12 protein-coding genes are annotated in these 12,855 nt (G+C 65.1%); 7 read left to right on the plus strand and 5 right to left on the minus strand.

The window, feature by feature from the left end; genetic code table 11:
* The first annotated feature begins 380 nt into the window (after positions 1-380).
* Together A2CP1_RS05465 and A2CP1_RS23215 are read left to right on the plus strand one after the other, a co-directional pair.
* Positions 381-1,049 (plus strand): transposase, encoded by a 669-nt coding sequence (locus A2CP1_RS05465; protein WP_012632437.1) that lies wholly within the window; start codon positions 381-383, stop codon positions 1,047-1,049.
* Between the two features lie 126 nt (positions 1,050-1,175).
* Complete coding sequence (locus A2CP1_RS23215; protein ID WP_150106319.1) at positions 1,176-1,397, plus strand: hypothetical protein; 222 nt, start codon at positions 1,176-1,178, stop codon at positions 1,395-1,397.
* A gap of 40 nt (positions 1,398-1,437) precedes the next feature.
* Here A2CP1_RS23215 and A2CP1_RS05470 read toward each other — a convergent pair whose 3' ends face one another.
* The 3 genes from A2CP1_RS05470 to A2CP1_RS22755 all read right to left on the minus strand — a co-directional run bounded on the left by A2CP1_RS05470 (position 1,438) and on the right by A2CP1_RS22755 (position 3,422).
* On the minus strand, positions 1,438-1,929 hold the full coding sequence (locus A2CP1_RS05470) for a hypothetical protein (protein ID WP_012632438.1): 492 nt from the start codon (positions 1,927-1,929) through the stop codon (positions 1,438-1,440).
* 534 nt (positions 1,930-2,463) lie between these two features.
* Entirely contained in the window at positions 2,464-2,937 is a 474-nt protein-coding gene (locus A2CP1_RS05475) for a hypothetical protein (RefSeq protein ID WP_041450436.1), read from the minus strand.
* Between the two features lie 263 nt (positions 2,938-3,200).
* Positions 3,201-3,422, minus strand: a complete 222-nt coding sequence (locus A2CP1_RS22755; RefSeq protein WP_012632440.1) for a hypothetical protein — start codon at positions 3,420-3,422, stop codon at positions 3,201-3,203.
* A gap of 140 nt (positions 3,423-3,562) precedes the next feature.
* On the opposite strand from A2CP1_RS22755, the gene A2CP1_RS05480 reads away from it, so the two are divergent.
* The 5 genes from A2CP1_RS05480 (at position 3,563) to A2CP1_RS22915 (ending at position 11,038) form a co-directional block, all read left to right on the plus strand.
* Complete coding sequence (locus tag A2CP1_RS05480; protein ID WP_168165112.1) at positions 3,563-3,922, plus strand: integrase core domain-containing protein; 360 nt, start codon at positions 3,563-3,565, stop codon at positions 3,920-3,922.
* A 539-nt stretch (positions 3,923-4,461) separates the two neighbouring features.
* The gene (locus A2CP1_RS05485; protein ID WP_012632441.1) at positions 4,462-5,862 is read left to right on the plus strand and encodes a tyrosine-type recombinase/integrase; all 1,401 of its coding nucleotides are present in this window, start codon (positions 4,462-4,464) and stop codon (positions 5,860-5,862) included.
* Between the two features lie 511 nt (positions 5,863-6,373).
* Positions 6,374-8,071, plus strand: a complete 1,698-nt coding sequence (locus A2CP1_RS22910; RefSeq protein WP_081444527.1) for an SIR2 family protein — start codon at positions 6,374-6,376, stop codon at positions 8,069-8,071.
* Complete coding sequence (locus A2CP1_RS23410) at positions 8,061-8,615, plus strand: hypothetical protein (protein ID WP_041450437.1); 555 nt, start codon at positions 8,061-8,063, stop codon at positions 8,613-8,615. Before A2CP1_RS22910 ends, A2CP1_RS23410 begins: the two co-directional genes overlap by 11 nt.
* On the plus strand, positions 8,612-11,038 hold the full coding sequence (locus A2CP1_RS22915; RefSeq protein ID WP_012632443.1) for an AAA family ATPase: 2,427 nt from the start codon (positions 8,612-8,614) through the stop codon (positions 11,036-11,038). The genes A2CP1_RS23410 and A2CP1_RS22915 overlap by 4 nt, the downstream gene beginning before the upstream one ends.
* A 513-nt stretch (positions 11,039-11,551) precedes the next feature.
* Here the strand turns inward: A2CP1_RS22915 and A2CP1_RS23595 are convergent.
* Entirely contained in the window at positions 11,552-11,740 is a 189-nt protein-coding gene (locus A2CP1_RS23595; RefSeq protein ID WP_041450442.1) for a hypothetical protein, read from the minus strand.
* A gap of 806 nt (positions 11,741-12,546) precedes the next feature.
* Positions 12,547-12,771: a hypothetical protein gene (locus A2CP1_RS05520; RefSeq protein WP_041450443.1), complete on the minus strand. Its 225-nt coding sequence runs from the start codon at positions 12,769-12,771 to the stop codon at positions 12,547-12,549.
* Between the last annotated feature and the right edge of the window lie 84 nt (positions 12,772-12,855).

Genomic DNA, 12,855 nt, shown 5'->3' on the forward strand with positions numbered 1-12,855 from the left:
TGACCCGGGTCAAGACGGGTTTCGCGGATGGTAAAGCACGATCGCCCGGGGGCGCTTCGCGGCACGGGGACACTGGGGCACCTGGCGCGCGCACGATTTCGAGCGCGTCCTCGGGGACCTGGTGCCGGAGTCAGTCGGGACCTGGGGACCTGGTGCCGGAGTCAGTCGGACCTGGTGCCGGAGTCAGTCGCGGACCTGGTGCCGGAGTCAGTCGGCAAGAATCGGCAGTTCGGACGGGACCTGGTGCCGGAGTCAGTCGGCAAGAATCGGCAGTTCGGACGCGCCGCGGACCTCGGTCCGTTCTGCGGCCGCGCCTCACGGTGCGACTCCCACGAACATCCCGTCAGGTCGTTGGCACCCGAGTTGCGTAGCGCCCGGGGATGGCCCGCATTCCGCGCTTCGCGCTGGTGGAGCGCGACTCGAGCAATCACTGCACCTGGCGCGCGCACGATTTCGAGCGCGTCCTCGAGGAGGCCGGCGCGACGGACAAGTTCCTCGAGCTGCTCGGTCGGTACAAGGAGAAGTACGGGATCGAGATCAACTCGTACTGCCTGATGGGCACGCACCCGCACGTCACGTGCACGACGAGGCGCGACCAGGAGCAGTTCAGCCGCTTCTGGCAGGTGGTGAACGGGCAGTTCGCGCGCTGGTACAACAGGCGACGCGACCGGCGCGGCCAGGTGGTCATGGAGCGGATGCGTTCGCCGCGGATCCAGGCCGAGGGCGCGCATCAGCTGACCGTGATGCGGTATGGCGACCTCAACCCGGTCCGCGCCGGGCTGGTGAGGAGTCCGAAGGACTGGAAGTGGTCGAGCTACCGGCACTACGCCTTCGGTGAGCCGGATCCGCTCATCGATGACGCGCCGGAGTACCTCGCGCTCGGAAAGACCGGGCCTCAACGCCGGAAGGCCTACCAGGCGCTGTTCGCGCTGCCGCTCTCGGAGTCGCTGCGCACGAGGCGGATCGACCTGGTCGAGTATCCGTTCGTCGGCGACGCCCACTGGGTGATGCATCGGCTGGACGTGGCCGGGCTGTCGCCTCCGGATTGATCGGCGCTCGTCCGCTCAGCGATGCAGAACTCTGCCTGCTCCAGAATGGCTTGGAGCGGGGCGTGAGCATTCCATGAATCGCGTCCTTGGCCGGACGAAGGCGGCCGTGCGTCCTTTCGCGACCGGGTGATGCTGGTGATCGGACGCGGCTCTCGGGCCAGCAGCATTCACTTCTGGCGTCGGCGGCGGCCGTTGCGAGTGAACACCCGCGGCAGCGGTTTCAAGCTGCTGATCCGCCCCGGGTTTTGCTCCGGCACCGTGACCCGGCACCGTGACCCCGAGTACCGGCGGCTGTTCGGCGCGCCGCCGTCGTCGGATTCGTTCCTGGCTCCGACCGAGCGTTCGTAGGAGCTGGCGGCCCGAGGGCCGTCGGGGAGGGCTCGATGGGCTACGGCCGATACACGGACTTCCCCTCGGTGCACGGGCGCAGCCAGAGGACGAACGGCTCGCGCTCCTTCGGGATCATGTCCGCCCCATACGTGATCGAGCAGCGGTCGCCAAGGCGCGCCCGGAAGTGGAACGCACGCAGCCAGCGCGCGCAGCCGTCCGAACTGCCGACGACCAGCGTAGTGGCGACCTGCTGGCCGAACGTGGCCTCCCGCCGGCAGACGTCGATCCGCAGGCTGAAATGGCCGCTCTCGTCGATGGTCGCCTTGGGCGTGTATGCAGGATCGTCCGTCCAAGTCTCAATTACGGCGCGGGGCTCGGCGCGAAAGCTGACAAAATCCCGGATTTCGCCTTCGACCAGCAGTGCGTGCGGGGGCTCCTCCTCCGGCGCGTACACGTCGAGGCCGTTGGCGTCCTTTCCAATGGGCCGGTTCACAAAAAGCCCGCAACCGCACAGGGTGGCCAGGAGAACAGAGATCGGAGCGCGGCGCATGCGTAGCCGTGCTGCAAGGGGGGTGCCTCGAAGACTCGGCCTGTTCCCGCAGTAGCTTGGTCGGGGTGGTGCCGGCGGTTCACAGTAACGTGCGTTGAGGGCACGCCACCCGCTGGCCTGAGTAGTAACCGGCGTACCCAGGCTCCTCCCGAAGTTCCCCTTCGACCGGAACAGGCTCTGGGACGTGATGTACTGACGTCATGATCCGAGCGGGGCCGCGGTCTTGGTAGCCGGAAGTCTGCACGTCGGGCCCATCCTCAGCTCGAACGGAGCTTCGACGGGGGCTGCACCGCTGGCGCCCGCGAGTGCGCTTGCGGCCCGGACGCACCCACTCACCGTCCTCGTCGTCCTCGTCGTCTGGGACAGCGGCGGGCGCTGGCGCAGCTCCGGTTTCGGCTGCCGACGGGGAACGAAATGGGCGTCGCGCCGGCGTCGGGCGCACCCACGGGCGGGGAGGCCCGGTGGGCTGGAGCCCATGCGCCCATACCCTCAGTGGATGGGCCGATGGGCGCTTGCTCGCTCAGGCCGCCGCTGCTAGTAGGCGACGATGGTCAGCGTCGCGGCGGTGCTGTCGCCGAAGAGGAGCGCCTCCTGAGGGCGCTCCACGACGACTCGCCATGAGCCGGCTGGCAGGAGGTCGCTCTGCTTCATGTTGAGGACGGACCTGGCAGATGGCGCTTGCCGATACGTGAACTTGCCGCCCGTCACCTTCTGGCGGGCCTTGCTGTACGCCTGCCAGTCCTGCTCATCCATCAGGTAGACGTTCACCGACTTCGGCGCCGCGGCGACCGTTACCTCGACCTTTCCCTGCGTCGGGAGCGAGAAGCCGTAGTACTTGGCTGCGCCCTCATCAAGCGACACGGTTTCTGAAACGACTGTCTCCGGGCCGGCAATCGCGCTGCGCACGCTCGCGCCCTGGTTCACGACCTTGAACGCGACGTAGCCTGCGCCAGCGAGCAGCAGGAACAGGACTAGGGTGAATGGCCGAATGCCGTTCTTGGCCTTCACGGGTTTCACGGGCGAGGGGGAGGCCGCGGCAGACGCCACCGTCGGCACGGGCGCGCCGCATTACGGGCACGCCGCCGCCTTGTCCGAAACGTCCCGCCCACACTCCGAGCACCTCACGAGCGCCATCTAGTCTGCCCTCCGTCGCAATGGAGTTTGAACCGACGCAGCTCCTCGTGTTTACTATGAGAGCATGTCGAATGTGAAGCTGTCCGACCAGAGGCTTCGTCGTAGAGCGACGGCACACGGACTCAAGTCCGTAGCGACTAGGAGTCCTTGTTGAATTTGGCGGAGCCACGGTCGCGATGGTCCGCGAGCGGCTCACTGCACTCGCGGAGAACCTCGCCAGTCGCGGTGCCCACGACTTTCTCGTAGTACCAGGGCGGGTCGCGGTTGCAATCGATGTACCAAGTCTTATGCACCACGCGACCCGAGCCATCCCGGCTCTGCTCGCGACCGACCTTCTCCTCGGCGACGGGCTCCTTCATGCCGGGACGTTTCAGCTTGAACGCGAGGCCATCGCTAACCGTGCACCTCTCCTCGTAATCGACGTGCCAGTTTCGGATGGTGCTCCCGCAGTGTGGGCACGGCGTACGGCCCCGCTGTGCTCGCCTCGGTCGAGGAGGCGTTGCGCGAGGCCTTCGGTGATCCGAGGTACGTACCCGCCGGCGTCGAGCTGCGGACCGACCACGGCCCGCAGTACACGGGCGCCGACTGCGCCGCGCTCGTCGAGAAGTGGGGCCTCGTCCACACGTTCGCACCGGTGGGCCGCCCGACCGGCAACGCCGTCGCCGAGCGGGTCATCCGGACGATGAAGGAGGAGGTCGTCTGGCTGCGGGACTGGGAGGGCGCCGACGAGCTGCGCGAGGCGCTCCTCGCCTGGCAGCACCGCTACAACACCCAGCGACCGCATCAGGCACTGGGCTGGAAGACGCCGTCCGAGCACCGCGCCGAGAAGCTCGGGGGCGGCGTCGAGAGAGCTGCGTAAGAAGTGAAGACCGTGCCGCTCAACTTGCCCGATTTCCGCCGGCGGCACTGTCTTGACAGAGGGTGGACACTACACAGTGTGGGCACGGCGCCGGCTCGGGAGTCTCCCGGATGTCGGAGGGCAGCGTCGCATGGCACCCGCTGCATTCAGTCCATTCGGCCATGGCAGGATGCATCCCGCCCGAAGGCAGGCCCAGCCGAGGCCGCCGAATCGCGACACGGCGCGGCGGCTGCTACCCCGAAAAGAGGACGCCCGTCATCGCTTTCTCGTGCGATGACGGGCGTTTGAAAGTCGGGGCGACTGGATTTGAACCAGCGACCACTTGCACCCCAAGCAGTCGTACCACTCGGACGCAACCTGCCGTCACGCTTTGTGAGTAGTATAACACCCGGCGATCATCGGTGATTTCAGCTAGTCTCGCGTCGTCTCACGAGCGCTCGCGTGATACACGAAAAGCGCACCCCGGGCGCACCCCGCACCCCAAACGCACCCCGGGTCGGCGGTGGAAGTGGTCGCTCCGAACGCGAAAGTGGTCGCCCATGAAGCACGTGGATCTGTCGAGCGAGTGGCTGGCGAACTGGAATCCGCGGCGGCGCGAGGAGGTGACGGACCGTCGGTGCCGCGGGCTCGTGGTCCGCGCCGGTCCGAGCGGCGCCAAGACGTTCTACCGCTTCACCGACGTTCGTGACCCGGACACGGGCAAGGCGAAGCGCAAGCGCATCGCCCTCGGCAGGTGGTCGGTGGACGGCGGGCGGGGCACGCTGACTCTGAGCGCTGCGCGCGATGCGTTCCTGAAGGCCCAGGAGGAGAAGCGCGGCGAGGTGGACGGCACCGCAGAGCGGACCGTCGCGCAGATCGCGCAGCAGTACCGGACTGACATTCTCTCCCACCGCGAGCGCGCGGACGAGGCGTGGAACGTGATCCGCGTGCACGTCGTGGAGGCGCAGCCCGATCCCAAACGGTTGTCGTTCGGGGAGTGGGTCGCCCGTCAGGTGAAGGCGTCCGATGTGGCGACGGTGGTGCGGCACGCGAAGCGCCAGCGGATGGTCCCCGCTACCACGCGCAAAGGAGAGATGATGACCCGGCGCATCGGCGGCGCGGGCGCCGCGCGTGTTGTGCTGCGCGAGTTGAAATCGATCTTCGCCCACGCGGTCGAGACGGGGGATCTCGACGCCTCGCCCGCCGTCGTCGCCAAAACCCGGACGTTCGGCATCCGCGCCACCTCGCGCAGCCGTTACTTGAAGGCAGGGGAGGTGAAGGCGTTCTTCGACGCGCTCGAACTGACGGCGCTGCTCGACGGCACAGCGAAGCGGCAGCGGCTCTCGCCGACGATGCGGCTGGCGCTCGCGTTCCAACTCTACGTGCCGCTCCGGTCACAGTCTCTCATCGGCGCGCAGTGGATCGAGATCGATCTCGACGCGAAGCGGTGGACGGTGCCGCCCGTGGCGGGCCGACTGAAGATGCGGAAGGAGGAGCGGGAGGAGGCGGAGGGCTTCGTGGTGCCGCTCCCGTCGACCGCGGTGGCGATGCTAAAGCGGCTGCGCGAGGAGGCGGGCGATAGCCCGTGGGTCCTGGCGAGCCCGCTCGATCGCAAGCGCCACATCGAGGCCAAGGCGGTCGTCCGCGCCTTGAGCCGCCTCCAGACGGGCGATCGGCTCGCGCTCGGCTCTCGAGTCACAGTTCATGATCTTCGCCGCACCTGGCGCACGTTCGCGATGGACCTTGGCGTCGACAACGTGACCGCGGAGCGATCGTTGGGCCACGTTGCCGTGCTGCGCGCGTCGGGGTTCGGCGGTGCTGCCGACGTATACGGGCGCGCTCAGATGGTCGAGCAGCGTGCGGCAGCGGCGGAGCTTGTGGCCGCCGCGTTCGATCGCATCCGGCTCGGCAAGGACGCCACTGTGGTGCCGCTGACCGAGCGGGGCGTGATGCCCGCCTGACCGCTGCTGCCGGCGCGTCCACCGCGAGGAGCGCCGTAGACAGCGCCGCTGCGAGAGGAGCGCGCCCGCCGCACAGCCCTTCGCGACCGATGCGACTCGGCACAGCACCTTCGCCGGGCCGCCGGTGCCCGTTGCGATCCGGTCTCGGAGGCTCATTTGGCGGCGTCCCTGCGGCGGGGCTCGTCGCCGTGACGACGCACACTGAATCGCTGTGCCTCTTGGCGATCGAACGAGTGGCTCTTAACGGCTGACCGGGACGTAACGCAGAGGACCAGCCCGGTGACTCCCCCGCCTCGTTCTTTCGCGCGCCGCGTGTGAATGGGTCTGGTGAGAGACGGGTCGCCGCCGTGCGCGCGGCCGCGCACGAACGACGCAGGAAGGTGTAACCGCGAGATCGGTAGTCCGCCGGTAGGCGTATAACTTAGGCGACGGATGACGAGTCTACGCACGCGGCGCTCGGCGCGTGCTTTCGCCTTGTCTGGTGCTACGGGCAGTGTAGACTCTGCTATCAGTGGATGCAGGGCGCGCAACGCTGACCGAGGCACTTGACGAGCTGTGTGGCCGTCGGGCGCAGCTCACTGATGCCATTTTCCGCGGCCAGTTCGCCCTGTGGGTCGGCTCTGGAATCTCTCGTGAGCGCTTTCAGCCTGTTGCTGCGCTCATGACCAGGCTTGTAACCAGTCTCGCGGCGCACGTTGATGTTACGGACCCTGAGTGCCCGTACCGTGCGGCTCTCGAAAAGATTGCTCGGCATGCCACGACGAAATGTGCGGACTTCACTAATCCGCCGCAAGCGTTCATCGATCAACTGTGCCCGCACTACTCGAAGGTTCTTGAGGAGGACGTTCACCTTGCGGCAGGAGATCGCTCGCTAGTCTTTGATGTGCTCGACCTTCCGCGCATGTACAGCGAGCCGGCTGTACTCCCAGACGCGGAACATCGGTTCATTGCGCTACTTGTCATGGAGGGCGTGGTTCCGCGCATCCTGACTACCAATTGGGATGGGCTAATCGAGGCGGCGTACCGGGATGCTCAGGATGGCCACGCGCCGCCTCTTCCGGTAGTCATCTCGCCTGCCGACCTCGACGGAGTCGAACCGGGCCCGCGCCTCGTCAAGTTTCATGGATGCGCGGTTCGAGCCGCGAAACATCCCGACGCAAAGCAGCATTTTGTGGCCACTCAGAAGCGGATCAACGAGTGGAACATGTCTGAGCAGTTTCTCGCAATCCGCGACGAGGTTCGGACGGCTGTACGGTACTTCCCTGCGCTCTTGGTCGGGCTCTCCGCTCAAGATGTAAACATTCAAATGCAGTTCGAGCAGGCCGTCGTAGGTCGCGAGCCGTGGGCGACGTGGGCTCCTTCGCGCGCGGCGTTCGCGCAAGCTGAAGCGGGAGAGGCTCAGGAACGAATTCTCAAGACGCTGTACGGCAAGCACTACGCTGGGGCCAACGCAGGCCAAATCGAACGAGCGGCGACGATTGGGCTGTACGCGAAGCCGCTTTTCGGCGCGCTTTACTTCGAGCTCGTATTTCGAAAGCTGCTCGCGATCTGCGACGCGGGACAAGAGGCATTCACGCCTGAGCAGCTTCAATTCGTGCGGGCGTGGTTACTTAATACGCAGAACCGGATCCGCGATCACTACGACCGCTTGCCTCCGTCCGAGCGATGGGTGCGACTCTCGGAATGTCTCCCGAGCCACATCGCGCATGCTCACGGCCTATATAGGCACTACAGACCGATTTCGCGGGAGACTGCATACGTTCCCGTGTCGCGAATCCAACTCGGTCACCCGCAGGGTGCGCCGGAGGACGCCAGGGCTCTCCTTTGCCTTGCCGCGCTGTCACACGGAGACACGCTTGGTGCATGGTCGGCAGAGCCGCCACGCCCGGGCAGCGACGCTTTTCATGCGTTCCTGAAGATCGGCCTTAGGCAATGGCGCATAGTTGTGGTTCGCGACTCGCTGCTCGCGATGCATCGTCTGGAAGCCTCTATGCTGTCGGCTCACGCGGCGGAAACCGTTGCTGTATACCCGACCGGGTCGAGGCCGCGAAAGCGTAGGAGGGGACTAGGGGCGACGCTTCCTTCTCGGGGCCGTTCGGCCGGCCCCTACGAAGTGTGGTTCGACGAAATCGCGTCTGAGCCTTACACACCTGCTCAGATGGTTGAAGAGCTGAAGCTCGAGCTGCTCGGACTGCCCCATGCACCATAGAGATCCCATCGAGATTCTGGTCGAGGCCGGATACCGGCGCCTGACGGAGCCGATTCGGATCGAGGATGTGGCGTTGCGTTTCGATGACGTCCTCATCGGGCCGGGGACCGAGCGGGACCTGATTCTTGTCGAACGCAAGAAGCGCCTGCCGACGTCTTTGGCGCGGTTGACACGAGCGCTTCTTGCCGCGCTTGAAACGCGGCAGTCGTGGCGTCCCGTGTCGCTCGTCGTCGTGTCCGAGGATCAGGATGCGGATCTGATGCGAGACTACGAAGATATCAGGCGCATCTGCCCCGTATATATCGTCACGCGTGGAGCGGACGCGCTGCGCGTTCTTCGACCTTTGTTGCCGCTCGTATTGCCGACGCACTCGCCCGAAACTCGATCCGCCGATGTCGTTCTGTCCCGCAAACTGGGCGAGCATGCGAATGCTCCGCTCGTCATCAGTCTCCTTTCTGCGGCCCGCGATGGCAGTGCCGCTGTGGACAGGGCAATGCTCGAGGCTGTAGACGACGCGGCCGCCGTCGATTCGGAGGAACCGTGATCGCCCGCCTAAAACGGCTAAGCATCAAGGGCTTTCGCCGATTTGAGGTCGAAGCGACGGTTCCGCTCGATGCGGACGTAATTCTCGTTCACGGACCGAACGGCACCGGCAAGAGTTCAGTGCTGAATGCTATAGAATTCGGTCTCACCGGACACGTTCGCGATCTCGAACTCTACCGTGCGGATTACCCTCGGTCGCTGAGAAACGTGAAGGCCGACGCCGGTGAGGTCGGTCTGAGTTGGGCTGACAGCAAGGGGGAGGTCTATTCGTCGCGTCTGCACGTTGGTTCAGACAATCTCGTCAAGGGAGTTCCCGCTGTAGCGGGAGAGGACGCTCGCTTTTTTCAGGAGCGGTGCTACCTCTCTCAGCCCCGTCTCACGCGGCTGCTCGAGACGTATCAGACCCCGAGCGAGGAGGATGACGAGGCCCCGCTCGTGCGCTTCGTCCGAGAGTTACTCCGCTTGGATGTCACGAGTAACTTGGTCGATGGACTCAATGACGCCTTAGATATCCGACGCCTTCGAAAGCGCTCTACCGCGCTGGCCCGCCTCGACGCGAACGAAAAGGACGTTCAGCAGCAACTAGACGTTGCAGGCCCGGCGCTGAAGGCGGCCGAAGCTCGTGCGATCGAACTGCGCGCGCGAGTCGCCGAGAAGCTCGGAGCTGCGGCCGCACTGGGCGACGCGTTCACCGCGGACGAGGAGCCCGCTCGCCTACGTGACCAACTGGGCGTGCTAATCGCAGCCGCTCGCGAGGAGTACAACGTAGTGCAGAGCGTACGGGCGCGCGTCGCAGGCACGGTGTCGTCTGCTGCGGTCTCAGTCCCGGCCATGTCGGCCGACCTCCCTGCGCGACTTGCGGAGGCAAGTTCTGCGCTTAAAGCAGTCGACGCTGAGTTGACGCGAGCCGTAGACGAAAGTGTTCGCTCGGCCGCACTCGCTGGAGTGTCTGCGGCGCTACTTCCCGGCGAGAGCGATCCTTCCGCTCGCGTCCGAGGCGTCCACGAGGCCATTTCGCAGGCCGTATCGCGCGTGCGTGTGGTGGACGCGACGCGTGCCGAGCTGCGTGGCCGCATCGACGTTATCGAGCAGCGGAAGCGAGCTATCAACTCCGCGCGACAAGAAGCCGTTATAGTCGACCAACAAGCGGCAGCGTCGCGAAAGGACCTGTTGTCGCTCCTGCAGCGGGCGCTTCCGCATGTTGAAACGTCCAATCACTGCCCGGTGTGCGCTCGCGACTACGGTGAACTGGAACGCGGATCGCTTGCGGAAGGCGTGCGGCGACAAATTGGGCTGCTTGGAGGAATGACGGCGGCGGACGACGCGGCGCTCCGGCAGGAGCGCGCTTTACGTGCCGAAGGTGATCAGCTCGACCGCGAACTGTCAGCGCTTCGAGTTCAATACGACAAACTCGGCGCGGCTCTGTTGCCGGAAACCCATGCTGCGCTGCAAAGCGCGGCTGAACGGATCGACGCTGCCGTGGCGCTGGTGGAACGGCGGGCCGCCCTCGTTCGCGGCCAGGCGGTCTTGTTGAATGAGCAGGCTCGCGCGAATACGCTGTCGCTCCGGCAAGAATGGACCGTATCCGAAATTGCTCGACTTGCGAACGAACTGGGTATGGCGGCGCCTGCTGAGGCAACCCTCGATGCCGTGGGCCTCGTCATCGAGGAACGCTCCCGCGTTGCGAAGCTGCGCGAAGGGCAGCTTCTCTCGGCGCTTGCTTCCGTTGGTGAGCTCGAGGCGGCGCAAGAAGCACACGTGCGAGCGCGCCGATCTGCGGAAAGAGCGACGGCCCAGGCGAATGCGGTGGCAGTTGCTCGCAAGCGCGTTCAAAAAACCGTCGGCCAGGTGAAAGCGGTATTCGACGCCGCGAAGGAGACGACGAAAGAGCTGGTAGCGCACGTCTTTTCTGCGGAGCTGAACGCGATATGGGTCGAACTGTTCTCACGTCTAGCGCCAAGCGAGGTATTTGCTCCTCGTCTAAGTGCCCCAGAGATCGAGCGGCGCAACATTGTGGTTTCCGCGCAAGCGGTTGCCGATGGTGTGACGCCGTTCGCTCAGCTCGCCTCTGTCCTCAGCGCCGGGAATCTCAACACGGCTGCGTTGAGTCTGTTCCTCGCTCTGCATCTCGTCGAGCGTCCGAAGATGCGCGTTCTGCTTCTCGATGATCCCGTTCAGAGTATGGATGACGTGCATGTCATTCAGCTCTCTGCGCTGTTGCGAGCCTTGGTGCGCCAGCAGCATCGCCAGATTGTGCTGGCAGTTCATGAACGCGCTCTGTACGACTTCTTGTACAGTGAGCTCGGCCCATCTCGAGAAGGTCTCAAGCTTGTCGGAATCGAGCTGAGCCACGCTACGGATCCGTGGCGGGTGACCGTGTCCGAGTCGCGCCAAGAGTACGTTGCTGACGGACTTCCGTTATAGTGCCTCAAATGTGATTATCGTACGGCGGCCTTGTCGCGCGCAGGCACTGCGCGCGCCGGGATGCCTGGCTCGGCTCGCGCGGCGATGAAGCCTCCGCATCTCGCAACATCCGTTAGGCCCTGACTGCGCGGGCTTCCTCCTTGTCACGCGCGTTCGCTCACTTCCATCTAGCGTCAGGACACGGTGCCGCGTCGCCCTCGCCGTCTGCGCGTATGCGACGGGTTCGAGTCCGCGCGCGGACGAGCTGCTCGACCTCGGCGCGCTGGTTCTCGACCGTCTGCCACCCGTCGTCGGTCGACACCCTCAGGTACACGGCTGCCCAGTTCGTCGTTGTCATCGGATCCTCAGGCGTGTGACCATCAGTGGAGCGCCACCCGCCGTCCTCGAGCGGTTCGCCTGCGCGTGACCCTTTCGCGCGTGCGTCACGTACTGCCGATACGATGAACGAATAGTTGGTATCGCGCTATCACGCCGGGTCAGCGAGATCCGACCGGCCAAACCCGGGCACTGACCTTATCGGCGCTCAAGGTCGAGCGCCGCGTACTTGGCGTGCTCACGCGTGACTGCGGCGGGGAGGCGTGCGATGTCGTCGGTATAGATGCGCGCCTCCAACCGCGCCCGGCTGATCGCGACGTAGTACACCTCCTGCGACGTCGTCCTGCTTCTCGTCGTCGCGTCGATGAGGACGCGCTCGGCGGTCATTCCCTGGCTGGCGTGGACGGTCGTGGCTTAGCCGTGGTCGAGGTGGAGCGGCTTGTCGGCGGGGAGCTCGACCGCGCGTCTTCCATCTGAGCGTGACGGTCTCGCGCGTCACGTCGGCCACGACGAACCGATCGCCGTTCGCGAGGTGGCGGGCGGCGTCGTTCCGGGTTACCCGGACGCGGTCCCCGGCGGCGAGTTCCGAGCGCTCCGGCTCGTAGGCGTACCTACGGTGAACAGCAGACGGCGGACTGACAGTGAGTGTCAAGAAACTTACGTGATTGCCGCGATTCCGATGCGTGCAACGGGGTACCCCGGGGTTCCCGAGTGCACGCATGGATGGATGAGATCTAGATGAAGTCCGCATGAGGACGGTTCGCGGACCCGAGATTGCCTTCTCAGCATTGTGCACGCGAGTGCACGCAAACATGCATCAGATAAACGACCTCATCTATGGACGACACTATCTGGCTTAACGCGCGCTGAGCGCCTACTTCTTCGGGTGCGTGATCCGCTCCACTACGGCCGTAGCGGGTCGCCTCTCCGCCTCGCGAACGGTGATGAACTCGCCCGTCCGGGCGTCCCGGCCCCGCGGGGAGGACGATTCCGCGCCCTGTCCCGGGATCGGAACCCGCTCGACGGTCGAGGTACTGGGCCGACCCCTAGCCTCACGAACGGTGATGAACTCGCCCGTCCGGGCATCCCGGCCTCTCAACGACGAAGAACCATGCTTACTCATCGCACGCTCCTTGGGCCCGAACTGACACTACTTCTGACGTTAGTTGCCCCCTCTGACAACGCCACCGCGCCTACTCGACCGGAAGAACCTCTTTCGGAACGAGCTTCTCGAGCGCCGTGCTCCCGCGTCGCTGGAACGTCACAGCTTGGGTCGTCGGGTCGTAATCCTTGAGCAGCACCGGCGGCGTGATCATGTCGTCCACCACGACCGCGCCTCCGCTGATACCTCGGTCCACCGCGTAGACGATGCGAACAAGCCTACCAACCATCAAATGAAGCTCGCTGGACTTGATCATAAAGACACCATTGCAAAAACCGTTCATCTGGTCGAATGGAACTCCTCATCGAAGTTCCGAATCATGGTTCGAAAACGTGATCGA

Origin of the sequence: Anaeromyxobacter dehalogenans 2CP-1, assembly GCF_000022145.1 — a bacterium.
In the GTDB taxonomy this organism is placed as follows: domain Bacteria; phylum Myxococcota; class Myxococcia; order Myxococcales; family Anaeromyxobacteraceae; genus Anaeromyxobacter; species Anaeromyxobacter dehalogenans.

Bases quoted from the DNA above. Each gene is read 5' to 3' on its own strand.
- A2CP1_RS05465 (WP_012632437.1), top strand. From the start codon at position 381: ATGGCCCGCATTCCGCGCTTCGCGCTGGTGGAGCGCGACTCGAGCAAT.
- A2CP1_RS05470 (WP_012632438.1), bottom strand. From the start codon at position 1,929: ATGCGCCGCGCTCCGATCTCTGTTCTCCTGGCCACCCTGTGCGGTTGC.
- A2CP1_RS22755 (WP_012632440.1), bottom strand. From the start codon at position 3,422: ATGAAGGAGCCCGTCGCCGAGGAGAAGGTCGGTCGCGAGCAGAGCCGG.
- A2CP1_RS05485 (WP_012632441.1), top strand. From the start codon at position 4,462: ATGAAGCACGTGGATCTGTCGAGCGAGTGGCTGGCGAACTGGAATCCG.
- A2CP1_RS23410 (WP_041450437.1), top strand. From the start codon at position 8,061: ATGCACCATAGAGATCCCATCGAGATTCTGGTCGAGGCCGGATACCGG.
- A2CP1_RS23595 (WP_041450442.1), bottom strand. From the start codon at position 11,740: ATGACCGCCGAGCGCGTCCTCATCGACGCGACGACGAGAAGCAGGACG.
- A2CP1_RS05520 (WP_041450443.1), bottom strand. From the start codon at position 12,771: ATGATCAAGTCCAGCGAGCTTCATTTGATGGTTGGTAGGCTTGTTCGC.